The sequence below is a fragment of the Sphingomonas sp. 1185 genome (assembly GCF_040544655.1).
GTDB lineage: Bacteria > Pseudomonadota > Alphaproteobacteria > Sphingomonadales > Sphingomonadaceae > Sphingomonas.
This window is the reverse complement of record NZ_JBEPKL010000003.1, coordinates 185,813-209,172: the sequence shown is the minus strand read 5'-3', so window position 1 is coordinate 209,172 and position 23,360 is coordinate 185,813. Positions and strand designations below refer to the sequence as shown.

General features: G+C 67.9%; 21 protein-coding genes. 11 read left to right on the top strand and 10 right to left on the bottom strand.

Annotated features, from left to right (window positions below; genetic code table 11):
* Positions 1 to 15: 15 nt before the first annotated feature.
* The 5 genes from ABIC44_RS04380 to ABIC44_RS04360 all read right to left on the bottom strand — a co-directional run bounded on the left by ABIC44_RS04380 (position 16) and on the right by ABIC44_RS04360 (position 7,082).
* Positions 16 to 3,246: an efflux RND transporter permease subunit gene (locus tag ABIC44_RS04380; protein ID WP_354293911.1), complete on the bottom strand. Its 3,231-nt coding sequence runs from the start codon at positions 3,244 to 3,246 to the stop codon at positions 16 to 18.
* Positions 3,243 to 4,409 (bottom strand): efflux RND transporter periplasmic adaptor subunit, encoded by a 1,167-nt coding sequence (locus ABIC44_RS04375; RefSeq protein ID WP_354293909.1) that lies wholly within the window; start codon positions 4,407 to 4,409, stop codon positions 3,243 to 3,245. The genes ABIC44_RS04380 and ABIC44_RS04375 overlap by 4 nt, the downstream gene beginning before the upstream one ends.
* Entirely contained in the window at positions 4,406 to 5,665 is a 1,260-nt protein-coding gene (locus ABIC44_RS04370) for a TolC family protein (protein ID WP_354293907.1), read from the bottom strand. Before ABIC44_RS04370 ends, ABIC44_RS04375 begins: the two co-directional genes overlap by 4 nt.
* A 57-nt stretch (positions 5,666 to 5,722) precedes the next feature.
* Complete coding sequence (locus ABIC44_RS04365) at positions 5,723 to 6,061, bottom strand: hypothetical protein (RefSeq protein WP_354293906.1); 339 nt, start codon at positions 6,059 to 6,061, stop codon at positions 5,723 to 5,725.
* A 286-nt stretch (positions 6,062 to 6,347) separates the two neighbouring features.
* Positions 6,348 to 7,082: an SDR family oxidoreductase gene (locus tag ABIC44_RS04360; protein WP_354293904.1), complete on the bottom strand. Its 735-nt coding sequence runs from the start codon at positions 7,080 to 7,082 to the stop codon at positions 6,348 to 6,350.
* Positions 7,083 to 7,212: 130 nt separating this feature from the next.
* On the opposite strand from ABIC44_RS04360, the gene ABIC44_RS04355 reads away from it, so the two are divergent.
* On the top strand, positions 7,213 to 7,524 hold the full coding sequence (locus ABIC44_RS04355; protein WP_354293951.1) for an ArsR/SmtB family transcription factor: 312 nt from the start codon (positions 7,213 to 7,215) through the stop codon (positions 7,522 to 7,524).
* On the opposite strand, the gene ABIC44_RS04350 is transcribed toward ABIC44_RS04355, so the two are convergent.
* Positions 7,525 to 8,391 carry an aldo/keto reductase family oxidoreductase gene (locus ABIC44_RS04350; protein WP_354293903.1) on the bottom strand — a complete coding sequence of 289 codons (867 nt, stop codon included), beginning with the start codon at positions 8,389 to 8,391 and terminating at the stop codon, positions 7,525 to 7,527.
* Between the two features lie 89 nt (positions 8,392 to 8,480).
* Here ABIC44_RS04350 and ABIC44_RS04345 point away from each other — a divergent pair, with 89 nt between their 5' ends.
* Positions 8,481 to 9,377 carry a LysR family transcriptional regulator gene (locus ABIC44_RS04345; protein ID WP_354293902.1) on the top strand — a complete coding sequence of 299 codons (897 nt, stop codon included), beginning with the start codon at positions 8,481 to 8,483 and terminating at the stop codon, positions 9,375 to 9,377.
* Here ABIC44_RS04345 and ABIC44_RS04340 read toward each other — a convergent pair.
* The 3 genes from ABIC44_RS04340 to ABIC44_RS04330 all read right to left on the bottom strand — a co-directional run bounded on the left by ABIC44_RS04340 (position 9,374) and on the right by ABIC44_RS04330 (position 11,892).
* On the bottom strand, positions 9,374 to 10,204 hold the full coding sequence (locus tag ABIC44_RS04340; RefSeq protein WP_354293901.1) for an aldo/keto reductase: 831 nt from the start codon (positions 10,202 to 10,204) through the stop codon (positions 9,374 to 9,376). The genes ABIC44_RS04345 and ABIC44_RS04340 overlap by 4 nt on opposite strands.
* Before the next feature lie 72 nt (positions 10,205 to 10,276).
* Positions 10,277 to 11,107: a 23S rRNA (adenine(2030)-N(6))-methyltransferase RlmJ gene (locus ABIC44_RS04335; RefSeq protein ID WP_309695062.1), complete on the bottom strand. Its 831-nt coding sequence runs from the start codon at positions 11,105 to 11,107 to the stop codon at positions 10,277 to 10,279.
* Positions 11,108 to 11,325: 218 nt separating this feature from the next.
* The gene (locus ABIC44_RS04330; RefSeq protein ID WP_354293900.1) at positions 11,326 to 11,892 is read right to left on the bottom strand and encodes a pseudouridine synthase; all 567 of its coding nucleotides are present in this window, start codon (positions 11,890 to 11,892) and stop codon (positions 11,326 to 11,328) included.
* Positions 11,893 to 12,055: 163 nt separating this feature from the next.
* Here ABIC44_RS04330 and glyA point away from each other — a divergent pair, with 163 nt between their 5' ends.
* The 8 genes from glyA to ABIC44_RS04290 all read left to right on the top strand — a co-directional run bounded on the left by glyA (position 12,056) and on the right by ABIC44_RS04290 (position 21,374).
* Complete coding sequence (gene glyA, locus ABIC44_RS04325; protein ID WP_354293899.1) at positions 12,056 to 13,366, top strand: serine hydroxymethyltransferase; 1,311 nt, start codon at positions 12,056 to 12,058, stop codon at positions 13,364 to 13,366.
* A gap of 22 nt (positions 13,367 to 13,388) precedes the next feature.
* On the top strand, positions 13,389 to 14,642 hold the full coding sequence (locus ABIC44_RS04320) for a sarcosine oxidase subunit beta family protein (RefSeq protein WP_354293897.1): 1,254 nt from the start codon (positions 13,389 to 13,391) through the stop codon (positions 14,640 to 14,642).
* Positions 14,643 to 14,653: 11 nt separating this feature from the next.
* The gene (locus ABIC44_RS04315; RefSeq protein WP_307098397.1) at positions 14,654 to 14,938 is read left to right on the top strand and encodes a sarcosine oxidase subunit delta; all 285 of its coding nucleotides are present in this window, start codon (positions 14,654 to 14,656) and stop codon (positions 14,936 to 14,938) included.
* Complete coding sequence (locus ABIC44_RS04310; protein ID WP_354293896.1) at positions 14,935 to 17,916, top strand: sarcosine oxidase subunit alpha family protein; 2,982 nt, start codon at positions 14,935 to 14,937, stop codon at positions 17,914 to 17,916. Before ABIC44_RS04315 ends, ABIC44_RS04310 begins: the two co-directional genes overlap by 4 nt.
* The gene (locus ABIC44_RS04305; RefSeq protein ID WP_354293895.1) at positions 17,909 to 18,448 is read left to right on the top strand and encodes a sarcosine oxidase subunit gamma; all 540 of its coding nucleotides are present in this window, start codon (positions 17,909 to 17,911) and stop codon (positions 18,446 to 18,448) included. Before ABIC44_RS04310 ends, ABIC44_RS04305 begins: the two co-directional genes overlap by 8 nt.
* A gap of 4 nt (positions 18,449 to 18,452) precedes the next feature.
* Positions 18,453 to 19,814 carry an L-serine ammonia-lyase gene (locus ABIC44_RS04300; RefSeq protein ID WP_354293894.1) on the top strand — a complete coding sequence of 454 codons (1,362 nt, stop codon included), beginning with the start codon at positions 18,453 to 18,455 and terminating at the stop codon, positions 19,812 to 19,814.
* A gap of 10 nt (positions 19,815 to 19,824) precedes the next feature.
* The gene (locus ABIC44_RS04295; protein ID WP_354293893.1) at positions 19,825 to 20,331 is read left to right on the top strand and encodes a prolyl-tRNA synthetase associated domain-containing protein; all 507 of its coding nucleotides are present in this window, start codon (positions 19,825 to 19,827) and stop codon (positions 20,329 to 20,331) included.
* A 68-nt stretch (positions 20,332 to 20,399) separates the two neighbouring features.
* Positions 20,400 to 21,374, top strand: coding sequence for a LysR family transcriptional regulator (locus ABIC44_RS04290; RefSeq protein ID WP_354293892.1), 975 nt, complete (start codon positions 20,400 to 20,402; stop codon positions 21,372 to 21,374).
* Positions 21,375 to 21,398: 24 nt separating this feature from the next.
* Here ABIC44_RS04290 and ABIC44_RS04285 read toward each other — a convergent pair whose 3' ends face one another.
* On the bottom strand, positions 21,399 to 22,445 hold the full coding sequence (locus ABIC44_RS04285) for a GlxA family transcriptional regulator (protein ID WP_309703025.1): 1,047 nt from the start codon (positions 22,443 to 22,445) through the stop codon (positions 21,399 to 21,401).
* A gap of 164 nt (positions 22,446 to 22,609) precedes the next feature.
* Between ABIC44_RS04285 and ABIC44_RS04280 the strand changes: the two genes are divergently transcribed.
* Entirely contained in the window at positions 22,610 to 23,359 is a 750-nt protein-coding gene (locus tag ABIC44_RS04280) for an electron transfer flavoprotein subunit beta/FixA family protein (RefSeq protein ID WP_354293891.1), read from the top strand.
* Position 23,360: the final 1 nt, after the last annotated feature.

Below are 23,360 nucleotides of genomic sequence, written 5' to 3'. Positions count from 1 at the left end.
GGGGCAGGCCCCGGATCAGGTCCGGGCCAGGCGTTCCGCGCCGGGTCGTTCCGGTGCCCTGGTGCGGCGCGAGACCCAGGCCGCGATCGCGGGCAGCACGACCAGCGTCAGCGCGGTCGAGGTGATGAGGCCGCCGATCACCACCGTCGCCAGCGGCCGCTGCACCTCCGCGCCCGTGCCGGTGGCCAGAGCCATCGGCACGAAGCCCAGCGAGGCGACGAGCGCCGTCATCAGGACGGGACGCACCCGCTCCATCGCGCCTTCGGCGATGGCCTGGTCGTCCGCCTCGCCCATCTCGCGGTGGCGGGCGATGGCGCTCATCATGACCAGTCCGTTCAGCACCGCCACGCCCGACAGCGCGATGAAGCCGACCGCCGCCGTGATCGAGAAAGGGATGCCCCGTATCAGCAGCGCGAAAACGCCCCCCGCCAGCGCCATCGGCACCGCCGAGAACACGACCAGCGCGGGCACGAAACCGCCAAGCGCCATGAACAGCAACGCATAGATGGCGAGGAAGCAGATCGGCACCACCAGCATCAGGCGAAGCTGTGCCGATTGCAGGCTCTGAAAGGTGCCGCCCCATTCGGTGTACATGCCCGGCGGCAGGGTCATCTTCGCGATCCGCGCCTCCGCTTCCGCGACGAAGCCGCCCAGGTCGCGGCCCCGGACATTGACCTGCACGGTGATCATCCGCTTGCCATTTTCGCGGCTGATCTGGTTGAGCCCCTGGGTGTAGTGGAAGCTCGCCACTTCGCGCAGGGGAACCGAGCGGGCGGTCTGGCCCTCGGCGGCGGGGAGCATCACCGGGATGGCGCCCAGCGTGTCGATATCGTCGCGCTGCACGTCGGGCAGGCGCACGACGACCGCGAAGCGGCGATCCCCCTCGAATAGCAAACCGGCCTCGCGTCCGCCGAGCGCCGCCGCGACGGTCGCCGCGACCGCATCGACCGACAGGCCCAGACGCCCCGCCGCCTGACGGTCGATCCGCACGTCGAAGGTCGGCGCGCCGTCGGTCTGTTCGACGCTGACATCCGCCGCGCCCGGAATCGTGCGCACGGCATCGGCGATCTTCTGCCCTTCGTCCCCCATGGCGTCGAGGTCGTCGCCGTACAGCTTGATCGCGACATCGGCGCGAACGCCCGCGATCAGTTCGTTGAACCGCATCTGGATCGGCTGCTGGATCTCGGTGCGGTTGCCGATGACCTGCTTCATCCGGTCCCCGATCCGTCGAATGATGTCGGCCTTGGTCCGCACCTCTGCGGGCCACTCGCTCTCGGGCTTGGGGATGACATAGGTGTCCGACGCGTTGGGTGGCATCGGATCGGTGCCCAGATCGGCATTGCCGTTCTTGGAAAAGACCAGCGCCACCTCGGGCAGCGTCTTGAGCGCATTCTCGATCCGCATCTGCATCTGCGTCGACTGGTCAATCGAGGCGGAAGGTACGCGGAAGTTCGTGACGGTGATATCCTTTTCGTCCAGCTGCGGCATGAACTCCTCACCCAGCCACCCGAAGCCCAGGATCGCGGCCACGAACACCGCCGCCCCGCCCAGCACGAAGGGACGCGGCCGGGCGATCGCGCGGGCGAGCAGGGGGGCATAGCGCGCCTTGAACCAGCGGATCGGCCGCACTTCGGTTTCCTCGACGCGCCCCTTTATGAAGATCGCGATCATCGCGGGTACGAAGGTCAGCGAAAGAATGAAGGCGCAGCCGAGCGCGATCATCAGCGTGATCGCCATGGGTGCGAAAGTCTTCCCCTCCACCCCCTGGAAGGTGAGGAGCGGTGCGAAGGCCAGGAAGATGATCGCCTGGCCATAGACGGTCGGCCGGATCATCTCGCGCGCCGAGGCGGCGATGGTCTCCAACCGTTCCGCGCGGGTCAGCAGCCGTCCTTCGACATGCTGCCGCTCGGCCAAATGGCGCAGCGCATTCTCGACGATGATGACCGCCCCGTCGACGATCAGTCCGAAGTCAAGCGCGCCAAGGCTCATCAGATTGCCCGAGACGCCCAGCATGTTCATGCCGGTCGCGGTCATCACCATGGTGATCGGGATGACGGCCGCGGTGATCAGCGCGGCGCGGACATTGCCGAGCAGCAGGAACAATATGACGATGACGAGCAGTGCGCCTTCGAACAGGTTCTTGCGTACGGTGGCGATGGTGGCATTGACCAGTTTCGAACGGTTGTAGACCGGCTCCGCAAAGACGTCCGGGGGCAGGGTTCGGTTGATCCGGACGAGCTTGTCGGCGACGGCGGTCGACACGATGCGGCTATTCTCGCCGACCAGCATCAGCACGGTCGAGATGACCGCCTCCGACCCCATGCGGCTGCCCGAGCCGGTGCGGACCGCGCCGCCGATCGTCACCTGGCCGACATCGCGGACCCGGACGGGCACGGCATTGCGTGTGGCAATCACCGCGTCCTGAATGTCTTCGATCGATTTCAGCCGTGCGTCGGCGCGTACCAGAAAGCTCTCGCCCGCCCGGCGGACGCAATTCGCCCCCGCCGAGACATTGGCGCGCTCCACCGCATCGGCCAGCTCGGTCATGGAAATGCCATAGGCGGCCAGTGCGGACAGGTTCGGCTCGATCAGATATTGTTTGACATAGCCGCCGTTGGAATCGACCCCTGCCACACCCTTCACGGTGCGCATCTGCGGCCGGATGATCCAGTCCTGCACGGTGCGAAGATAGGCAGCCTTGGCGAGTTCGGTGGTCAGCCGTTCGCCCTCGGGCGTCAGATAGCTGCCGTCGCTCTGCCAGCCCGGCCTGCCGTCTATCCGGGGCGCACCGCGCCCATCGGGATGGCGAAAGGCGATCGAATAGAAGAAGATCTCGCCCAGGCCGGTGCTTAGCGGGGCGAGATTCGGCTGGACCCCGGCGGGCAGGCTGTCCTTTGCCTGGGCTAGTCGCTCGGCGATCTGCTGGCGCGCGAAATAGATGCTGGTGGCGTCGGTGAACACCGCCGTTACCTGGCTGAAGCCGTTGCGCGACAGCGAGCGGGTCATTTCCAGACCTGGAATGCCGGCCAGCGCCGTTTCGATGGGAAAGGTTACCTGCTTTTCCACATCGACCGGGCCCAGCGCGGGAACGAAGGTACTGACCTGCACCTGGCGATTGGTGACGTCGGGCACGGCATCGATCGGGAGCTGCGTGATCTGCCACGCGCCGACCGCGATAACGGCCAGCGTCAGGACCGCGACCAGCCAGCGCAGCCGGACCGAGCCGGACAGGATGGCGGCGATCATTCCTCGCCCCCCATATCCTTTTCGAGTTCCGCCTTGATCAGAAAGGCGTTGGTCGTGGCGATTTTCGTGCCCACCGTGATGCCGTCGGCGATGGCGACCATGCCGCCCGCCCGGCCCGCGATCCTGACCGGCCTAGCGCGGAACCCCTGCACCGTGCGGACGAACACCACCTCCTGCTCGCCCAGCGTCTGCACCGCGTCTTGCGGGATCATGATGCTATTCCGCGCGGCACCGCCGCTGGCAAATATGTGGGCCTGGACAAGCTGACCCGGCGCGAGCGCGGCTGTGGAGGCGAGCGGCGTGACGATGACGGTGGCGGTGCGCGACTGGGGATCGACAACCCCGGTCGCGGCGCGGACCCGGCCCGCAACGGTCTGCCCTTCGCGGGTGACGAGTTCCACGCGGTCGCCGTCCCGGATTCGCGCGGCCTCTGCCGGGGGCACGGCGGCCGCGATCTCCAGACGGCGGGGATCGGCGACGCGGAACAAATTGGTCTCGGCGGCGACATATTGCCCCAGCTTCGCATCGGTCAGGGTGACGCGCCCGGATATGGGGCTGGTAACGGCGACGGAGCGTCCGTCCCTCGTCACCCGCGCCGCGCCCGCCGCCGCACCCGCGCGACGGGCATCGGCCTGCGCTACGGCGAGATTGGCTTCGGCCGCCTCATAGTCTGCGCGCGGCGATACGCCCTGCGCCAGCAGCCCGCGCTCGCGGGCGAGTTGTCGCCGGGCCAGCCCGACGCGGGCCATGGCGGTGGCGCGGTCGGCGGTGATCTGCGAGGCGTCGCGGCTTTCGATCAACGCCAGTGTCTGTCCGGCGCGTACCGTGTCCCCCATGCGGACGAGAATGCGCGTGACGGTGCCCGGCACGCGGGCGGTCAATATCGCATCCCCGTCCGGCGTGGCCTGCACGGTGGCGGTGGCGATCACGGCCTGGTCCAATTCCCCCGTGCCTGCGGCCGAAACGGCGATCTGCGAGGCCGTTATGGCTTGTGGCGAGATGGCCAGCGTGTCGCGGGGCCCGGTCCTGGTCGAGGACGGAGAGGCGGGGGGAGGGGTAGGCGGTGCGCCGGGCTGGGTCAGCTTCGCGGCGGCGAAGCCGAGCGTGGCCGCCGCCGCCAGGCCGAGCGTGGTCCCTGCGTAAAGACGATATCGGGCGGTCATTGGACCGGTTCTCCGGTAATGCTCAGGCCTGCGAGGCGAGCGAGTGAGGCGCGCGCGTCGAAGCGTGCGATGTCGGCGTCCAGAATGACGCCGCGCGCGGCGCCGAGATTGTGGCGAGCGCTCAGAAGTTCGCTCAGCGGGGCCTTGCCCGCCTCATAGGCAAGGCGGGCCAGCCGATAGGCTTCCTCCGCGGTCGCGAGCGTCCGGCGTGCCGCTGCACCCCGCGCGTCAGTCGCCGCGATCAGGGCCAGTGCGGAATGGGCGCCTGCTTCGGCTTCCAGTCGGGCGGCGGCGGCGCGCGCCTCGCGGCCCTGCAATTCGGCTTGGGCGGCGGCGATATTGCCGCGATTGCGATCGAACACCGGCAGGGGAATCGTCACACCTGCGACGATGGCGGGCCCTCTGGCGACCCGCAGTTGACGTACCCCCAATTGGGCGGTGATATCGGGCGTGGCGCGACGCCGCTGCACGGTGACGGCTTGGGCGGCGGCCTCGCGTTCGGCCATGGCGAGCCGCACGGTCGCGCTTTGGAGCGGGTCGAGCGGACCGCTCGGCGGCTGCGCAATCACACGATCGATGAGGGACTCCGCCAGACCCGTATAGGGCGTGGGCGATCCCGCCAGTGCCGCCAGCCGCGCAAGCGCACCGACCCGCTGTGCATGGGCGATTTCCAGGTCCGACTCCATCGTATGCAGCTCGGTCTCGGCCTGGACCTGGCGCAGTCGGGCTTCCTTGCCCGCCGCAACCAGCGCGCGGGCAACCTTCAGCACGTCGGTCGCTTCCTCGACCTCATCCTCGGCCAATGCGATGCGGCGGTCCGCGATCTCGGCGGCCGCATAGGCACGCGCCAGTTCGGTCGCGAAGGCGCTGCGCCCTTCGACCCCGCGCGCCGACGCGGCTGCCACTGCCGCATCCCCGGCGGCGATCCGCGCGGCGCGCTTGCCGCCGAGCTCGATCGGCTGGTCGATTTGGAACGTCGTCTGCTGCTGGTCGCGGGCATTGGTGCGCAGGTCGCCCGCGAAATTCTCGCCATAGAGATTGATCGACGGATTGGGGCGCGCCCGCGCCTGTTCGGCATGGCCGCGCGCCTGCGCCACATCGGCGTCGAGCACGGCAACGCGCGGCGCATCGCGTGCCCGACGCAGCAATTCCGGGAAAGGAGGCGCGGTCTGCGCCCAACTCGCACCGGCAGGGCATAGCGCCGCCAGCGTACCGGCAAGCGCCATCATGCGCGCCCGGCCAATATAACCGTTCATATCTTCGCTGTTCCTGCCACATGGGAAGCCTGTTGGCGCCGAAGCGCCCAACCGGGCTCAGCGGCGCGGGGGCCTCAGCAAGGTCGCGGGGGCGATACCTCCGAGCCGGTCTTCCATGGCGATCGTCCAGCGGATGGCGGGGGCGTCGATCATGTGCGCGAGGGGCGTGACGCCGGCATGGACGACCCATTGGCCGACCGTATGCGCAAGCGCATGAAGCGGCGCGTCGGGATCGCTGTGCGACGCGGCATGGTCGTGCAGTATAACGACGGCATGGACGGCATCTTCATCATGCACCATGGCGCTATGCCAACCCGATAAGCCGATCAGCCCGGACACCGCCAGCAAAGCCAGCGCAGCGCTCAGAAAGACGGATCGGACGTGACGGGTCGCCATAGATACGAGCATGTCCTGCCGGACTGGCTGAGGCAAGCCCATCGCGATCTTCGATCCCGCAGGATCGCCCGTGACGGGGCCGTCATTTGGCAGATCGTTCCGCTGTTGCCATGAGGCATGGACGCAAGTCGACGCGCGCCGCCGTTACGGGAAGGGCGGCGCGCGTCATGTTTAGGGTCTTATCCAGCGGCCGGCCGGACGGGCTGGCGAGTATGGGGGTAGAGTTTACGGATCATACTCGCCGACGCATCAGCGGTCCCTCCGACCTGGGGGGCGATCACCGGTCTTATGCCGTCGCGCCGCCGTCGATGTTGAGCGTCGTGCCGGTGATATAGCTCGCATCCGGTCCGGCGAGGAATGCGACCGCGCCTGCGATCTCCTCGACCTTGCCATAGCGGCCGAGCGGGATCGCTTGCAGCACCTGCCCCGCGAACTCGCTGTCGGCGGGGTTCATGTCGGTGTCGATCGGTCCCGGCTGGATGGTGTTGACCAGTATGTTGCGGGACGCGAGGTCCTTGGCCCAGCCGCGTGCCAGTGCCGCCACCGCCGCCTTGGTCGCGCTGTAGACCGTGGTCGCGGGGAAGGCCATTTCGCCCGAGATGCTGCCGATCAGGATGATCCGCCCGCCGTCGCGGAGATGCGGCAGCGCCGCGCGGGTGCCGACATGGAGGCCCTTCACATTGACGCCGAACTGGCGGTCATAGGTGTCGTCGGTATCCTCGGCGAGTGTCGAGAATTCGGCGACACCGGCATTGTGGACCAGAATGTCGATCCCGCCCAGGGCCGCGGCGGCCTGTTCGACGCCCGCGCGCTGCGAGGCCGGATCGGCGGCATCGGCCTGGAAGGCGAAGGCGGTGCCGCCCGCGCGCTCGATCGTCGCCACGGTCTCGTCGGCCGCTGCCTTGTTCCCGGCATAGGTGATCGCCACGGTCGCGCCATCCGCCGCGAGCCGCTTGGCGATGGCCGAGCCGATGCCGCGCGATCCACCGGTGACGAGCGCTGTCTTGCCTGCAAGGGACATGTGCATTCTCCAAAAACTGGGCCCGCGATCACGATGTCGTGCGCTGTCGGCAGGCGGGAGATGGGGTCATGCTACAACAGTTCAATAATACCGAACTATTAAATTTACCATGGGGCCCTATATCGGTCGCATGCCCCGCTTCACCCATCCCCGGCTGGAGGACGTCCCGCTCGATCTGGCGCTGCATGCGCTGGCCGATCCCAATCGGCTAGCCATGGTGGCGCGGCTCGCCGCGACCGAACGGCTGAGCTGCACCGACGCCGCACCGTGCGCTTCCATCCCGAAGAGCACGCTGTCCAACCATTTGAAGCTGCTCCGCGCAGCCGGGCTGATCGAGACGACGCAGGCGGGGCGCGAGATGATCAATACGCTGCGCCGCGCCGAATTCGACCAGCGCTTTCCCGGCCTGCTCGACGCGGTGCTCGCCAACCGACTGGCCTGATTACCCGCCGATCGCGTTCAGCTGCGCCAACGCATCCTCAGGCAGCGTCAGCGAGGCTGCGGCGAGGTTTTCGTGGAGGTGCGCGACCGACGAGGTGCCGGGGATCAGCAGGATGTTGGGCGAACGCTGGAGCAGCCAGGCGAGCGCCACCTGCATCGGCGTTGCGTCGAGCCGCGCCGCCACCTCGGACAGCGCCGCCGACTGGAGCGGGCTGAACCCGCCGAGCGGGAAGAAGGGCACATAGGCGACGCCTTCCGCCGCCAGCGCGTCGATAAAGGGATCGTCGTCGCGGTGGGCGAGGTTGTACTGGTTCTGGACGCCGACGATCTTCGCGATGTCGCGGGCTTCCTTGAACTGTGTCGGCGTCACGTTGCTGAGCCCGATATGGCGCACCAGCCCCTGGCGTTGCAGGTCCGCGACCGCCCTTAGCGGCGCGGCGAGCGACCCTTCCGCCGGACCGTGGACGTCGAACATCAGCCGCAGGTTGACGACGTCGAGCGTCTCCAGCCCCAGGTTCGTCAGATTGTCCTCGACCGCGCGGGTCAGTTCGTCCGGCGCGAACGCGGGCAGCCATGAGGCGTCGTCACCGCGCCGCGCGCCGATCTTGGTCACGATCAGCAGGTCGTCGGGGTAGGGGGACAGCGCTTCGCGGATCAGCCGGTTGGTGACATGCGGGCCGTAGAAATCGCTGGTGTCGATATGGTTGACCCCAGCCTCGACGGCGGCGCGCAGGACGGCGAGCGCCGCATCATGGTCGCGCGGCGGACCGAACACGCCGGGCCCGGCGAGCTGCATCGCGCCGTAACCCAGCCGCTTCACTTGGCGGCCTGCGAAGGAATAGGTGCCTGCCTGGTCGATCGTCATCATCGTGTCTCCTGTGCTGGCCCCGAAATACGGCTTGCGGATCATCGCGATAAGCCGGAGTGATCCGCACGGGCTGTACGGATAACCGAACGATGAAGGCGGACCTTGCCGATCTCAACGCATTCCTGGCGGTCGCCCAGGCGCGCGGCTTTCGCGACGCGGCGCGGACCGTCGGCTCGAGCGCCTCGACACTGAGCGAAGCGGTGAGGCGGCTGGAGGCGCGGCTGGGCGTCCGGCTACTCCATCGCACCACGCGCAGCGTCGTGCCGACCGAGGCGGGGGCGCGACTGATCGAGCGGCTGGCCCCGGCGCTGGGCGAGGTGGAGGCGGCGCTCGACGTCGTGAACCTGTTCCGCGACCGCCCGGCGGGCACGCTTAAGCTCAACGTGCCGGTCAGCGCGGCGCGGCTGGTTTTGCCCGCGATCCTGCCCGGCTTCCTCGCCGCCTATCCCGACATCGACGTCGAGATCGTCGCCGAGGACGGCTTTGTCGACATGGTGGCATCGGGCTGCGACGCGGGCATCCGCTATGACGAGCGGCTGGAGCAGGACATGATCGCGGTGCCGATCGGCCCGCGTATGCAGCGTTTCGCGACGGCGGCGGCACCCGCCTATCTGGAGGCGCGGGGTAGGCCGAGCCATCCGCGCGATCTACTCGACCATGCCTGTCTGCGCGGCCGGTTCACCAGTGGCGCGCTGACCAGCCCATGGGAGTTCGAGCGGTCCGGCGAGATCGTGCGGGTCGAGCCGCAGGGACCGCTGATCGCCAGCGTATCCGGCGCGGCGGACCTGCTGGTGGACGTGGCGGTTGCAGGCGGCGGGATCATCCACCTGTTCGAGGACTGGCTCGCGCCCGCGCTGGCGAACGGTGCGCTCGAGCCGGTTCTGCCCGACTGGTGGCAGTCCTTCTCCGGCCCGTTCCTCTATTATTCGGGCCGCCGTCTGGTGCCGCCACCGTTGCGCGCGTTCGTCGACTATATCCGTGGCTAGAGCATTGCGAGCGGCTCGGGACCGCGTGGGGGCGGAAAGAGCCTGTCGAGGCGGTGCAATTCGGCATCGGACAGGGTGAGGTCCAGTGCGGCGCGGTTGTCCCGCACATGCGCCACCGATCCGGCCTTGGGGATGGGCAGGACGCCGTCCCGCGCCAGCAGCCAGGCCAGGGCAAGCTGCGCGGGCGTGACGTCGCGCTCCCTGGCCATGGCGGCAAGCTCGGGATGCGCCAGCAGGCGGCCTTGCTCGACCGGGCTATAGGCCATGACCGGCATGCGATGCTGCGCGAGCCAGGGGATCAGGTCGTATTCCGGACCGCGCCGGGTCAGGTTGTAGAGGATCTGGTTCGTTTGGCAGCGTTCGCCGCCACTCGCGACGAGTTCCGCCATGTCGTCCGTGTCGAGGTTGCTGACGCCCCAGCCCAGGATCTTGCCTGCCGCGACCAGCCGCTCCATCGCCTCGACCGTCTCGGCCAGCGGCACATTGCCCCGCCAGTGCAGCAGGTACAGGTCGAGCCGGTCGGTGCCGAGCCGGTCCAGGCTCGCCTCGCAAGCCCGCTGGAGCCGATCGCGTGAGGCATTTTGCGGATAGGCCTTGCTGACCAGGAACACCTCATCGCGCAGGCCCGCGATCGCCTCGCCGACGAGGCGTTCGGACTCGCCGTCGGCGTACATCTCGGCGGTGTCGATCAGGGGCATGCCGAGCGACAGCCCCTCGCGCAGCGCGGCGATCTCGTCGGATCGGCGGGTGGCGTCTTCGGCCATCATCCAGGTGCCCTGGCCCAGCGCGGGGGCGGTTGTACCGTCGGGAAAGCGGATCGTCTTCATGCGGCGGTCAACGTCCGCCCGGTGAGATGGTGCCGCTGGAGGAAAGCGAGGAGCGGGGACCGGGCCCAATCCTCAATCGTTCAGCCAATCCGCCGTGATCACGCCGCTATGCCCTTCCGGCGCCAGCGCGGCGCGCAGGGCTTCCAGCAGCGGCGGCAGCGCCTGGGTGAAGGCATAGGGCGGATTGACTATGAAGAGGCCCGCGCCGTTATAGATGCCGGGCTGATCGGCATCGTACAGCCAATGTTCCACCGACAGGAATTTCGGGATGCCGAGCCTCCGCAGCTGGTCCTTCCACCGCTGATGCGTCGTGCGGTCTTTCAGCGGATACCAGATGACCGTCACGCCATGGGCCCATTTGCGGTGCGCCGCGGCGAGGGTCGCGGTGATGCGGGCGCGTTCGTCGGTCTGCTCATAGGGCGGATCGACCACCACCACGCCGCGACCGGTGCGGGTCGGCAGCATCGCCAGCCAAAGCTCATAGGCATCGCGCTCATGCACGGCCGCAGGCGTACCGCGCATCGCGCCGCGTAGCGCACGGGCATCCTCGGGATGCTTCTCGTTGAGGATCAGCAAGTCCTGCGGGCGCAACAGCTGCGCCAGGAATTGCGGCGAGCCGGGGTAGAGGCTTGGTTCCGCCCCGTCATTCACCGCCTGCACGGCGGCGCGATAGTCGTCCAGCAACGGGTTCGGATCGGCAAAGGCCCGCACCACGCCCTGGGCGGCCTCGCCGGTGCGTTGGGCCTGCTCGCCGCCGAGGTCGTAGAGCCCGCAACCGGCATGAGTATCGATCAGGGTCAGTGCACCCTGTTTCTGCTGCAAAGCCCGGACAAGGGCGATCAGCAGGCTGTGCTTCACGACATCGGCGCTGTTGCCGGCATGGAAGGAATGGCGATAATTCATGGAAATCCAAAACTCTGCCGAATGGCCCTCATGCGATCTGCCGTACGGGAAGGCCGATCGCGAGACGATGGCGGCAACCCATCCGCAGCTCGTATGAGCCGGGCGGAGGCCGTCAAGTCGCCTCCGGGCAAAGCCTCAAATCAGGTTTCGCGGTCGGCGGCAACCGGCAACGGGCAGGGGCGCGGCCCGCAATGCCTCCGGCCGCCCGCCAGACAGCGTCATCGCTCCGATTTGCCCGGCGGAGAAACCTCCTCGAACGCGCCCGGCGCGATCCCGGCGACGGACCAGTCGCCGATCGACCAGCGGACCAGCCTCAGCGTGGGCAATCCGACCGCCGCCGTCATGCGCCGCACCTGCCGGTTGCGGCCTTCGCGGATCGTGATCTTCAGCCAGCTGTCGGGAATGGACTTGCGCTGACGGATGGGCGGATCGCGCAGCCACAGGTCCGGCGCGTCGATACGCGCGACCTCTGCAGGCAGGGTCATGCCATCCTTGAGCCGGACGCCCCGCCGCAGGCCCTCCAGTTCCTGGTCCTGCGGATCGCCTTCGACCTGCACCAGATAGGTCTTGGGCATCTTGAAGCGGGGATCGGCAATGCGCGCCTGCAGCCGCCCGTCATCGCATAGCAGCAACAGGCCCTCGCTATCCCGATCGAGCCTTCCGGCGGGATAGACGCCCTTCACCGCGATCAAGTCGGACAGGGTCGCGCGGACCGTCGGCGATCCGCGATCCGTAAATTGCGATAGGACCCCGAAGGGTTTGTTGAACAACAGCAGGCGGCTCATCCCGCGCTCATATCGCCCGGCTGCGGCTTTGTCTTCTGGCGCAGGGCGCCGCCGGTCCACGCGCGCGCGCCGTGTCGCAAATCTTCGGGGCGGGCGGCGCACGCATCCCGGCGTCGGGGCGGGCGAGGCATCATCCTGCCCAAAGCGTCGGGGGAGCTTGGACATGATGACCTTGGACAATTGCGGGGAGGACGCTGGCGCTCCGTTCTTCGGCGGGGCGCTGCGGGACGCCGACCCGGCCGTCGCGGCGGCGATCGAGGCGGAATGGGTGCGCCAATCCGACAAGCTGGAACTGATCGCGTCGGAGAATATCGTCTCCACGGCGGTGCTCCAGGCGCAGGGTTCGGTCCTGACCAACAAATATGCCGAGGGTTATCCGGGGCGCCGCTATTATGGCGGGTGCGAGCATGTCGACGTGACCGAGCAGCTTGCCATCGACCGGGCGTGCGCGCTGTTCGGCGCGCGGTTCGCCAACGTCCAGCCGCATTCCGGCGCACAGGCCAATATGGCGGTGCAGTTCGCGCTGATGAAGCCCGGCGATACGCTGATGGGGATGAGCCTGGCGCATGGCGGGCATCTGACCCATGGCGCGGCGCCGACCTTTTCGGGCAAGTGGTTGAACGCGATTCCTTACGGCGTGCGCGAGGAGGATCAGCGGATCGACTATGACGCGGTCGCCGAGCTGGCGCGGGATTATCATCCCCGGCTGATCATCGCGGGCGGCTCGGCCTATCCGCGCCAGATCGATTTCGCACGGTTCCGGGCGATCGCGGACTCGGTCGATGCGGTGCTGATGGTCGACATGGCGCATTTCGCCGGACTGGTGGCGGGCGGCGTTCATCCCAATCCGCTGGACCATGCGCATGTCGTCACGACCACGACCCACAAGACGCTGCGGGGGCCGCGCGGGGGCCTGATCCTGACCAATGACGAGGCGCTGGCGAAGAAGGTCAACTCGGCCATCTTCCCCGGCATCCAGGGCGGGCCGCTCGAGCATGTCATCGCGGCCAAGGCGGTCGCGTTCGGCGAGGCGCTGCGCCCGTCCTTCCGGGACTATGCCCGGCGCGTCGTGGACAATGCCCAGGCCCTGGCCGCCGCGCTGGCCGCGAACGGCTACACCATCGTGTCCGGCGGCACCGACACCCATGTCGTGCTGGTCGACCTGAGGTCCAAGGGCCTGACCGGCAAGCGCGCCGAACAGATCCTGGATGCCGCCGGCATCACCTGCAACAAGAACGGCATCCCGTTCGATCCGGAGAAACCCGCCGTGACATCTGGTATCCGTCTCGGGAGCGGCGCGCTGACCAGCCGCGGCTTCGACGTCGCCGCCTTTCAGCAGGTCGCGCGGCTGATCAACCGCATCCTCGACGCGGCCTCCGCCGGGGACGTGCCCGACGCGCTGATCGAACAGACACGGGGCGAGGTGGTCGCGCTGTGCGCCCGCTATCCGATCTATGCGACGTCGCGCGGCTGAGGCCAGGAAAGGGAGGGGGACGATGCAGCGATTTTCCGCATTCTCGCTGTTCCGGCAGGGGCTCGGCGGTCACAAGGGGTGGAAGCCGCAATGGCGCAACGCCAGCCCCAAGCCATCCTATGACGCGATCATCGTCGGCGGCGGGGGGCATGGACTGGGTGCAGCCTATTATCTGGCCAGCCGGTTCGGCATCCGCAACGTCGCGGTGGTGGAGAAGGGATGGATCGGTGGCGGAAACACCGGGCGCAACACCACCATCATCCGTTCCAACTATCTTTTCGACGAGAGCGCCGCGCTCTACGACCATGCGCTGAAGATGTGGGAGGGGTTGAGCCAGGAACTCAACTACAACGTCATGTTCTCGCAGCGCGGCGTGATGATGCTGGCGCACAACATCCACGACGTGCAGGTCTTCAAGCGGCACGTCCATGCCAACCGGATCAATGGCGTCGACAATGAATGGCTGACGCCGGAGGAGGCCAAGGCCTTTTGTCCGCCGCTGAACATCTCGCCCGACATGCGCTATCCGGTGCTGGGCGCGGCGCTCCAGCGGCGGGGCGGCACCGCACGGCACGATGCGGTCGCCTGGGGCTATGCCCGCGCCGCCGATGCGCTGGGCGTCGACATCATCGAGAATTGCGAAGTCACCGGCATCCGCCGCGACGCGAGCGGCGCGGTGACGGGCGTGGAGACGACGCGCGGCTTCATCGGATCGAAGCGCATCGGGGTCTCGGCGGCGGGGCATACCAGCGTGGTGCTGGGCATGGCGGACGTGCGGTTGCCGCTGGAAAGCTATCCGCTACAGGCTTTGGTGTCGGAGCCGGTGAAGCCGATCTTCCCCTGTGTCGTCATGTCCAACACCATCCACGCCTATATGAGCCAGTCCGACAAGGGCGAGCTGGTGATCGGGGCGGGGACCGATGCCTATACCAGCTATACGCAACGGGGCGGCCTGCACATCGCCACGCACACGCTGGAGGCGATTTGCGAGCTGTTCCCGCAGTTTCGGCGGATGCGGATGCTGCGCAGCTGGGGCGGGATTGTCGACGTGACGCCCGATCGCTCGCCGATCATCGCCAGGACGCCGGTGCCGGGCCTGTATGTCAATTGCGGCTGGGGCACGGGCGGGTTCAAGGCGACGCCCGGCGCCGCGCATCTGCTGGCCCACACCATCGCACGCGACGAGCCGCATCCGATCAACGCCCCCTTCACGATCGAGCGATTCCGCGACGGTCAAATGATCGACGAGGCGGCGGCCGCCGCCGTCGCCCACTGAGAGGCGCGACCATGCTTATCATCCCCTGTCCCTATTGCGGCGAGCGGCCCGAGCTGGAGTTCAGCTATGCCGGAGAGGCACATATCGAGCGTCCGGCCCGGCCGGCCGAGCTGACCGATGCGGAGTGGAGCACCTATCTCTACACCCGGTCCAATCCCAAGGGACGACATGCCGAGCGCTGGCGGCACCTCCACGGCTGCGCCCGTTTCTTCAACGCCATCCGCGACACGCGGACCGACGCGTTCGTCGCGACCTACAAGGTGGGCGAACAGCCGCCCGAGGGAGAGCGGGCATGACGACCGGCCATCATCGCATCGCGCCGGGCCGCGTCACCACCGGACGCACGCTGCGCTTCACCTTCGACGGGAAGGAGTATACGGGCCAGGAGGGCGACACGCTCGCCTCGGCATTGCTGGCGAACGGCGTGCACCTGGTCGGGCGGTCGTTCAAATATCACCGGCCGCGCGGCATCATGGGCGCAGGGGCGGACGAGCCCAATGCGCTGGTCGGCATTCGTCGCGACCGGGCACGCTATACCCCCAATCTACTCGCCACCCAGGTCGAACTCTATGACGGGCTGGATGCTGTCAGCCAGAACCGGCACCCGAGCCTCGAACATGATCGCATGGCGATCAACGACCGGCTGTTGAGCCGCTTCATTCCGGCCGGCTTCTACTACAAGACGTTCATGTGGCCCAAAAAGGCGTGGGATCGGCTCTACGAACCGCGCATCCGCGAGGCGGCGGGGCTGGGTGTCGCACCGTCCGAGCCCGATCCGGATCGCTATACGCAGCGTTACGCGCATTGCGACGTGCTGGTGGTCGGTGGCGGACCGGCGGGGATCGCGGCGGCGCGGCAGGCGGCGGAGGCGGGCGCGCGGGTGATGCTGTGCGACGATCGCCCCCGGATCGGCGGATCGCTGCTGGCGGCGGCCGACACCATGATCGACGGGCTGTCGGCGACGGAGTGGCTGACGCGGGAGTTGGCGGCACTGGCCGCGTTGCCGGGCGTCACGCTTTTGCCGCGCACGATCGCCTTCGGCTATTATCCGCACAACTGGATCGGGCTGACCGAGAAGCTGACCGATCATCTCGCGAACCCGGCCAAGGGCATGCCGCGCGAGCGGCTGTGGCAGGTGCGCGCTCGGCAGGTCGTGCTCGCCACAGGTGCGATCGAGCGGCCGCTGGTCTTCCCCGACAATGACCGGCCCGGCATCATGCTGGCGGACGCCGCGCGCACCTATCTCCAGCAATATGGCGTCGCGGTCGGGCAACGCGTCGTCATCGTCGGCGCACACGACAATGCCTATCGCGTCGCGCATGAGATGGCGGCGGCGGGCGTGACGGTCGCGATGGTCGCGGACATTCGCCCGCCGTCCGCCGCATCGGGGGCGGCGCAGGCGGCGGGTCTGCCGGTCGCGACCGATGCCAGGATCGAGGGCACGACCGGCGGCCTGCGCGTCACGTCCATCACCATCACCGCGCAGGGCAAGACCGTGCGTCACGACTGCGATGCGGTGCTGATGGTGGGTGGTTTCACGCCCAGCGTCCACCTCTTCTCCCAATCGCGCGGAAAGCTGGCCTGGGACGAGGGGCTCCAGGCCTATCTGCCCGACGTATCGGCGGAGGCGGAGCGGTCGGCAGGCGCGTGCCGGGGCCGGTTCGCGCTGGTCGATGCGCTGGGCGACGGCATCGCGGCGGGACGGGATGCGGCGTCGGCGGCGGGCTTCACGGCGTCAGGCCCAGCCATGCTTCCCAAGGTCGCGCTGCGCCATGCGCTAGGCGAGGGTGGCCATATGGGCGCAGCCCCGACGTCGCGCGATCTGGGCAAGGCCAAGGCGTTCGTCGACTGGCAGAACGACGTCACCGCCCGCGACATCCTGCTGGCGACCCGCGAGGGGTTCCTGTCGATCGAGCATGTCAAGCGCTACACGACCACGGGCATGGCGACCGACCAGGGCAAGCTGTCCAATATCAACGCGCTGGGCATCGTGTCGGAGGCGACCGGGCGGTCGATCCCGGAGATCGGGCTGACCACCTTCCGCTCGCCCTATACGCCGGTCACGTTCGGCGCACTGGCGGGCCATGCGCGCGGCGACCTGTTCGATCCGGCGCGGATCACCGCGATCCACGACTGGGCCAGGGAGCAAGGCGCGGCGTTCGAGGATGTCGGCAACTGGCGCCGCGCGCATTATTTCCCGCGTCCCGGCGAGGACCTGCACGCCGCCGTCGCGCGCGAATGCGTGGGCGTACGGCGGGGCGTCGGCATCTTCGACGCCTCCACCCTGGGCAAGATCGAGATCGTCGGGCCGGATGCGGCCGAATTCATGAACCGCTTCTTCGTCAATGCCTGGACCAAGCTGGGCGTCGGCAAGTGCCGCTATGGCGTGCTGCTGCGCGAGGACGGCTTCGTGATGGACGACGGCGTGGTCGGGCGGCTGGCGACGGATCGTTTCCATGTGACGACGACCACCGGCGGCGCGGCGCGGGTTCTGGGCATGATGGAGGATTATCTCCAGACCGAATGGCCCGACCTCAACGTCTGGCTGACCTCGACGACCGAGCAATGGTCGGTGATCGCGGTGCAGGGCCCGAAGGCGCGCGAGGTGATCGCGCCGCTGATCGAGGGGCTGGACATATCGGCCGCCGCCTTCCCGCATATGAGCATCGCCGATGCCCGCATCTGCGGTGTGCCGATGCGGCTGATGCGGGTCAGCTTCACCGGCGAGCTGGGCTTCGAGGTGAACGTGCCCAGCGGCCATGGCCGCATGGTCTGGGAAGCCATATGGGAACGCGGCAAGGCGTTCGACATGGTGCCCTATGGCACCGAGACGATGCACGTCCTGCGCGCGGAAAAGGGCTATATCATCGTCGGACAGGAAACCGACGGGACGGTCACGCCCGACGATGTCGGCCTGTCCTGGGCGATCGGCAAGGCGAAGCCCGATTTCGTGGGCAAGCGCTCGCTCGCCCGGCCCGCGATGACGGCGCCCGACCGCAAGCAGCTGGTCGGCCTGAAGAGCCTGGACGGTCGAACGGTGCTGGAGGAAGGCGCGCAGATCGCGGCGCCGTCTGCCGCCACGACGCCGATCGGGCATGTCACCTCCGCCTATCGCAGCGCCGTACTGGACGCGCCGATCGCGCTGGCGCTGGTGCGCGGCGGCCGCCGGCGGCTGGGCGAGACGCTCCACGTGCCCATGCCGGGCGGGCCGATCGCGGTCGAGATCGTCTCCCCCGTTTTCTACGATCCGGAAGGCACCCGCATCGATGTGTGATCTCTCCCCCGCTTCGCCTTTCGCGGCCGGTAGCGCGTCGGTTCGTCCGCTGGGCCATTTCGGCCGCGCCGTGCTGCGCTGTCCGGCGGCGAGCCTCGACCTGGTCGCCGAGCGGCTCGGCATCGTCCTGCCGCGTGAGGCTTGCCGCTCGGCGATGGAGGCGGATGTCGCGGCCCTATGGCTGGGGCCGGACGAATGGCTGCTCCTGGCGGCCGATGCGCGCGATGACTGGGTGGCGACGCTCCAGGCGCGGCTGGGCGATGCCGTGTGTTCGCTGGTCGATGTCAGCCATCGGCAGGTCGCGCTGGAGATTGCGGGCGGGCGCGTGATGGCCGAGACACTGTTGGCGAGCGGCTGCGCGCTCGACCTGTCGCTTCGCGCCTTCCCGGTCGGGATGTGCACGCGGACCATGTACGACAAGGCGGAAATCATCCTCTGGCGCCGCGCGCCGGACCGTTTCCATCTCGAGACGTGGCGGTCCTTCGCGCGCTATGTCGAGGGGCTGCTCCACGTCGCGGAGACCGAGGCGTAGGCCGATGCTGGGCGTGCGGGACCTGTTTCGCGTCGGCATCGGGCCTTCCTCGTCGCACACGGTCGGGCCGATGAAGGCGGCGCAGGGCTTTGCGGCAAGGCTCCGGGGCCTGGCGTTCGAGCGGGTGCGGGTCGACCTTCTGGGCTCGCTGGCCTGGACGGGCACGGGCCATGCGACCGACAAGGCGGTCATGCTGGGGCTTGCGGGCTTTCTCCCCGACACGATCGAGCCGGAGCAGATCGACCTGGTCGTCGAGCAGGCCCGTGCCGCGCGGAGCCTGGTGGTGGCCGGACGGGCGATCGCCTTCGATCCCGACGCCGATATCGTCTTCGACCGCGACGGCGAGACGCCGGTCCATCCCAACACGCTGCGTCTCACCGCGCTGGGCCGGGACGGGGAGGCCGTGGTCAGCGAGCGTTGGTGCTCGATCGGCGGCGGGTTCATCGTGCCGGAGGAACGGTTCGGGGAAGATGCGGCCGAGGACGATCCGGGCGAGCCGCCCTTTCCGTTTCGCACCGCCGCGCAGTTGCTGGCCATCTGCCGTCGGCACGGCCTGTCGATCGCCGAGGTGATGCGCGCCAACGAACGCGCGCGCGCCTCGGAGGAGGAACTGGATGCCTATCTGGACCGGGTCATCGCGGTGATGATGAGCTGCATCGACCGGGGGATGCAGACCGAGGGGATCCTGCCGGGGCGGCTGAAGGTGCCGCGCCGTGCGCCCGCCCTGCGCCAGAAGCTGGCCGGCGACCGTTTCCGCAACCGGCAGGCGCCGCACAATATCATGGACCATATCAGCCTGTTCGCCATTGCGGTGAACGAGGAGAATGCGGCGGGCGGGCGCGTCGTCACCGCGCCGACCAACGGCGCCGCCGGGGTCGTGCCCGCCGTACTGCGCTATTACCGCGATTTCTGGCCCGATGCCGACCGCGCGGGCATGCACGACTTCCTGCTGACCGCCGGTGCGATCGGGGTGCTGACCAAGCTCAACGCCTCAATCTCCGGCGCGGAGGTCGGCTGTCAGGGGGAGGTCGGGACCGCCAGCGCGATGGCCGCCGCCGGGCTGGCCGCGGTGATGGGGGCCAGCGACGCGCAGACCGAGAATGCGGCCGAGATCGCGATGGAGCATCATCTCGGCATGACCTGCGATCCGGTCGCGGGGCTGGTGCAGGTGCCCTGCATCGAGCGCAATGCCTTTGGTGCGGTCAAGGCGATCAATGCGGCATCCCTGTCGCTGCGCGGCGACGGGACGCATATCGTCTCGCTCGACCAGGTGATCGAGACGATGATGCGCACCGGAACCGACATGCACGCCAAGTACAAGGAGACGTCGCAAGGCGGCCTGGCGGTGAGTTTTCCCGAATGCTGATGAGTGGATCATGACCGAAGACGAAATCTACGCCCAGTTCGCGGCCGCCGGGATCGCGATGGAGAAGATCGAGCATCCGCCCGTCTTCACCGTCGAGGAGAGCGCGGGCATCCATGCCGCCTTGCCCGCCGCGCACACCAAGAACCTGTTCCTGAAGGACAAGCAGAAGCGTTTCTGGCTGATCGTGCTGCCGCATGACCGGCGTGCCGACCTGAAGGCTTTTGCCGAGACGCTGGGCGCGGGCAAATTCTCGTTCGGCAAGCCCGACGAGATGGAACAGCTGCTGGGCGTGACGCCGGGTGCGGTGACGCCGCTGGCGGTCACGCACGCGCCGCCCGGCCCGGTATCTTTGGTCTTTGACGAGAGCTTCCGCCACGCCGAGCGGATCGCCGTCCATCCGCTGCGCAACAGCGCGACCATCGCGGTGCCGTTCGCGCCGATGGTCGCGTGGCTTGAGGGGCTTGGCCATGACGTGCGGGTCGTCGCGCTGCCGGGCGGAGCATCCGTGGCGCCGTGAGGTCGCGATGCTGATGGTCTGACCGGACGGTGTCGCCGACATCGTCCACCACATGGGACGGTATGCCAATGTCCGCCAGATTGACGCCCGGCTTCGACCTCAACGCCGTGGAGGTCTTCATCCTGACCTCCGAGCTTGGCGGCATGACCCAGAGCGCGCGGCATCTGGGCATGACGCAATCGGCCGTGTCGCAGATCATCTCGAAGCTCGAAATGGCGCTCAATACGCGTCTGTTCGATCGCACCATGCGCCCGCTGGCGCTGACCCCGGCGGGCAAGCTGTTGCGGCGCGAAGGCGCGGAACTGGTCGCGGCGGCCAGGATGCTGGCACGCGAGGTGTGCGAGCAATCCTCGCAGACCGCCGAATGCGTCGTCGTCGCCATGGCCGAGAGCATCGCCAACCACCTGACCGCGCCATTGCTGCGCGCGCTGGGGGCGCGGGCGCAGCAATGGCAGATGCGATCGGGCATCTCGCTGGTCCAGCACCGCGAATTCCTGGCGCGCAGCATCGACATGCTGATCACAGGGTCCAGCCAGCTGGAGGATGTCGAGGAGATCGAGCATCACCCGATCATGGAGGAACCCTTCGTGATCGTCGCGCCCGTCGCCTATGCGGACCAGCCGGTTTCGATCGAGGCGATGACCCCGCTGCCATTTGTCCGCTATTCGCTCCTGTCGGCGATGGGGCAACGGATCGAACGCCAGCTCGCCCGGATGAAGCTGCGCATTCCCAATGTGATCGAAGTGGATTCCACCCATCAGCAATTGTCCACCGTCGTCGCGCTGGAAGGGTGGAGCATCGCCACCCCGCTGTGTCTGGCCAGTCAGATCGAGCTTCTGCCCGCGCTGACGGTGTTGCCGATGCCACGGGGCAGCTTCCGCCGTCGCATCCAGCTGGTGGCGCGCAAGGGCGAATTCGGCGACCTGCCGCGCGACATGGCGCTTCAGGCCGCCGCGATCCTGCGGGGCGGGAAAGTGGACTCGCTCATCCGCATGTTTCCCTGGATCGAGGACGCCATGGCCTGGGAGGGGCCGCCGTCATAGGGCGAAATCGCGCCTGCCGGTGCCTCAATCCGAAGCGGCGCTGGCGACGGCGCGCCCGTTGGCCAGCGCGTGGCGGGATTCCAGCGGCGAACACCCGAAGCGCCGCCGGAACATCCGGCTCATATGCGAGGAGTCGCAGAAGCCGCATTCCACCGCGATCATCGTGATCGATTTGGCGCTGCTTTCCAGCATGTGCCGCGCAAGCGACAGCCGAATGTCCATGAACGCCGCCTGCGGCGATACCCCCAACGCCGTCTTGAAGCGGCGTTCCAGCTGCCTCTTGCTCTTCCCCATGCGCTGGGCGATGTCGGCGACAGACAGCGGCGTCTCGATATTCTGCTGGGTGATCAGCAGCGCGCGCAGGACGATGGGGTCGTCGGTGCGATAGTCGAGCATCGCGCCGGGCTGGGCCTTTTCGCCGGTCAGCGCCTCGTCGATGATCATGATGTGCAGGCTCTTGCTGGCCTGCGCCCGCCCGACATGCTTGTCGACCAGATAGGCGGCGAGATGCGCCGAGCTCGCGCCCCCGGAACAGGTCAGCCGGTCGCGGTCGACGATGAAGATCTGGTCGGACACCGGGTCCAGCCCGTCAAACTGGTCCAGGAAGTCGCGGTGGTGGAACCAGCTGACGCAGCATTTATACCCGGCCAGCACGCCCGCGCTGTGGAGCAGGAACGCGCCCGTGCATACTCCCACCAGCGGCACGCCCAGCGCGGCGGCCTTGCGCAGATAGGCGACGTATTCGCTGTCGAAGCCGTCGATCTCATCGACCAGTCCGCCCACCACGACGATATAGTCGAAGCGGGTGGGGTCGCCCAGCTGTTCGTCGGGCTGGATGGCGATGCCGGAACTGGAGGGGATGGCGGCGGAGTTGCGCGACAGAATCTTCCAGTCGCACAAGATATGGCGGCTGCGATCGCCCTCGTCGGCGGCGAGCCGCAGGACGTCCACGAAGTTGGCGAAGGCGCACAGCGTGAACCGCCGCGCGAGAATGAAGCCGACCGACAATCGCAGCCCCTTTGCACGGCGTTGCAGCGACGCGCTCAGCACCGACGGTGGGGGTCGATCCATTCCGTTCTCCGGTCGGCCGATAAACTTCGGATGGCATGTCGTAGAGTTTGTGTCCATTTGACGCAAATATTCTTTCCGCCTTGGCGCACCCTGTCGCAAACCTACTGTTGTCGAAAGGGATTTCACCCGGTTCGGCACGATTATTCTGGCGAGGGGGCGGCGGAATGAAGGTGATGGTGCCCGTCAAGCGCGTGGTCGATCACAATGTGAAGATTCGCGTCAAGAGCGACGGATCGGGGGTCGATCTCGCCCATGTGAAGATGGCGATGAATCCCTTTGACGAGATCGCGGTCGAGGAAGCGGTGCGGCTGAAGGAAGCCGGGGTCGCCACCGAGATCGTCGTGGTCTCGATCGGCCCGGCACAGGCGCAGGACGTGCTGCGCAGCGCGCTGGCGATCGGCGCGGACCGGGCGATTCTCGTGAAGACCGACACGATGCCCGAGCCGCTGGCGGTCGCCAAATTGTTGCGGGAGGTCGCCGCGCGCGAGGGGCCGGGACTGATCCTGCTCGGCAAGCAGGCCATTGACGATGACGCCAACCAGACTGGGCAGATGCTGTCGGCACTACTGGGCTGGTCGCAGGCGACCTTCGCATCGCATATCGCCGTTGCCGATGGCGTGGCCGATGTGACGCGCGAGGTCGATGGCGGCCTTCAACTGATCCGGGTCGCTTTGCCCGCGGTCATATCGGTCGACCTGCGCCTCAACGAGCCGCGCTATGCCTCGCTGCCGAACATCATGAAGGCCAAGAAAAAGCCGCTCGAGGAGGTCGACGCCGACAGCCTGGGCGTCGACGTCGCGCCGCGCCTGACGGTGCTGACCACCGAGGAGCCGAAGGTCCGCGAGCCCGGCGTGCGCCTGGGCTCGGCGGCCGAACTGGTCGGCAGGCTCAAGGAAGCGGCCGGCATCCTTTGAT

Coding starts and splice junctions, on each gene's coding strand:
- ABIC44_RS04290 (WP_354293892.1), top strand. CDS start 20,400: ATGTCCGCCAGATTGACGCCCGGCTTCGACCTCAACGCCGTGGAGGTC.
- ABIC44_RS04320 (WP_354293897.1), top strand. CDS start 13,389: ATGCAGCGATTTTCCGCATTCTCGCTGTTCCGGCAGGGGCTCGGCGGT.
- ABIC44_RS04350 (WP_354293903.1), bottom strand. CDS start 8,391: ATGATGACGATCGACCAGGCAGGCACCTATTCCTTCGCAGGCCGCCAA.
- ABIC44_RS04340 (WP_354293901.1), bottom strand. CDS start 10,204: ATGAAGACGATCCGCTTTCCCGACGGTACAACCGCCCCCGCGCTGGGC.
- ABIC44_RS04380 (WP_354293911.1), bottom strand. CDS start 3,246: ATGATCGCCGCCATCCTGTCCGGCTCGGTCCGGCTGCGCTGGCTGGTC.
- ABIC44_RS04335 (WP_309695062.1), bottom strand. CDS start 11,107: ATGAATTATCGCCATTCCTTCCATGCCGGCAACAGCGCCGATGTCGTG.
- ABIC44_RS04360 (WP_354293904.1), bottom strand. CDS start 7,082: ATGTCCCTTGCAGGCAAGACAGCGCTCGTCACCGGTGGATCGCGCGGC.
- ABIC44_RS04330 (WP_354293900.1), bottom strand. CDS start 11,892: ATGAGCCGCCTGCTGTTGTTCAACAAACCCTTCGGGGTCCTATCGCAA.
- ABIC44_RS04370 (WP_354293907.1), bottom strand. CDS start 5,665: ATGAACGGTTATATTGGCCGGGCGCGCATGATGGCGCTTGCCGGTACG.
- ABIC44_RS04300 (WP_354293894.1), top strand. CDS start 18,453: ATGCTGGGCGTGCGGGACCTGTTTCGCGTCGGCATCGGGCCTTCCTCG.
- ABIC44_RS04315 (WP_307098397.1), top strand. CDS start 14,654: ATGCTTATCATCCCCTGTCCCTATTGCGGCGAGCGGCCCGAGCTGGAG.
- ABIC44_RS04365 (WP_354293906.1), bottom strand. CDS start 6,061: ATGGCGACCCGTCACGTCCGATCCGTCTTTCTGAGCGCTGCGCTGGCT.
- ABIC44_RS04355 (WP_354293951.1), top strand. CDS start 7,213: ATGCCCCGCTTCACCCATCCCCGGCTGGAGGACGTCCCGCTCGATCTG.
- ABIC44_RS04345 (WP_354293902.1), top strand. CDS start 8,481: ATGAAGGCGGACCTTGCCGATCTCAACGCATTCCTGGCGGTCGCCCAG.
- glyA (WP_354293899.1), top strand. CDS start 12,056: ATGATGACCTTGGACAATTGCGGGGAGGACGCTGGCGCTCCGTTCTTC.
- ABIC44_RS04310 (WP_354293896.1), top strand. CDS start 14,935: ATGACGACCGGCCATCATCGCATCGCGCCGGGCCGCGTCACCACCGGA.
- ABIC44_RS04295 (WP_354293893.1), top strand. CDS start 19,825: ATGACCGAAGACGAAATCTACGCCCAGTTCGCGGCCGCCGGGATCGCG.
- ABIC44_RS04280 (WP_354293891.1), top strand. CDS start 22,610: ATGAAGGTGATGGTGCCCGTCAAGCGCGTGGTCGATCACAATGTGAAG.
- ABIC44_RS04305 (WP_354293895.1), top strand. CDS start 17,909: ATGTGTGATCTCTCCCCCGCTTCGCCTTTCGCGGCCGGTAGCGCGTCG.
- ABIC44_RS04375 (WP_354293909.1), bottom strand. CDS start 4,409: ATGACCGCCCGATATCGTCTTTACGCAGGGACCACGCTCGGCCTGGCG.
- ABIC44_RS04285 (WP_309703025.1), bottom strand. CDS start 22,445: ATGGATCGACCCCCACCGTCGGTGCTGAGCGCGTCGCTGCAACGCCGT.